The following is a 1001-nucleotide window of genomic DNA, read 5'->3' on the forward strand; positions in this document are numbered from 1 at the left end:
TTCACCAAGAAGGACAAGGGCATCGGCTACCTGGCCGGCGAGACCGACGACCCGCAGATCGTCCGCGGCTACTACATCGACAACCCGGCCGCCGACCGCATCGCCGACCGCGCCCGCGCACTGCGCAAGGCCGCCGGCACCTTGACCGGCCACGCCATCGGCGAGGACACCACCCCGCGCGACGGCGACGGTTCCTCGCTGCTGGACGACGTCGCCGCCGTGCTCCTGCCCGGCGAGGACAAGGTGTGGTCCGAGACCATCGTGACCCGCCTCGCCGAGCTGCGCCCGGCCACCTACGGAGCGTGGAACGACCTCGACCCGACCGGCAAGGCCAAGCACCTGGCCGCCGCCCTCAAGCCCTACGGCATCGCCACCGGACAGATTTGGGGACAGGACGAAACCGGCAAGGGCGGCAACCGCCGCGGCATCACCACCGCCCACATCCGCGACGCCCTCGACAACCGCGACCGCGCCGCCCCGTGACGCCCGCCCGGCCCGCTAGGTCTAGCAGCCCCCACCGCTAGACCTAGCGGCCCGGCTAGCGACCCACACCCATCCCCACCAGCGATCAAGCATCTAGCGGCACCTACCTGCACCCATGCCGAAAACCACCCTGGAGGCCATCTGTGAGCCCCCTACTCGCCACCGCTAACCACACCGGCCCCGACCTCGGCGCGTGGCTCCTGCTCGCCATCATCGCCGCCGCCGGCTACCTACTCCACAGCGTGATCTGGCCGTACCGGGCCTGCCACAAATGCCAGGGCGCGGGACGGTTCCGCTCACCGTCCGGCCGCGCCTGGCGCTACTGCAACCGCTGCGGCGGCAAGGGCGCCCAACTGCGCACCGGCCGCCGCATCTGGACCCACCTCAAGAGCATCGACCGCGACCGCCGCTGACCACCCCGATCGGCCCCGGCGGCGCCGCCGACCACCCGACAGCAAGACGGGCGGCCCGGCGCACAAGCCACCAAGCACGCCGCCGGACCGCCCTGCCCCAACCGC

Annotated in this window: 1 protein-coding gene and 1 pseudogene; both read left to right on the top strand. The window is 72.2% G+C overall.

Annotated features, from left to right (window positions below; all coding sequences use genetic code 11):
* Positions 1–483, top strand: a pseudogene (locus tag AB0H37_RS45075) (cell division protein FtsK); the annotation flags it as partial.
* A 143-nt stretch (positions 484–626) separates the two neighbouring features.
* Positions 627–896: a hypothetical protein gene (locus tag AB0H37_RS45080; protein ID WP_360618868.1), complete on the top strand. Its 270-nt coding sequence runs from the start codon at positions 627–629 to the stop codon at positions 894–896.
* Positions 897–1001: the final 105 nt, after the last annotated feature.

This window comes from Actinomadura sp. NPDC023710, assembly GCF_040639875.1.
Lineage (GTDB): Bacteria > Actinomycetota > Actinomycetes > Streptosporangiales > Streptosporangiaceae > Spirillospora > Spirillospora citrea.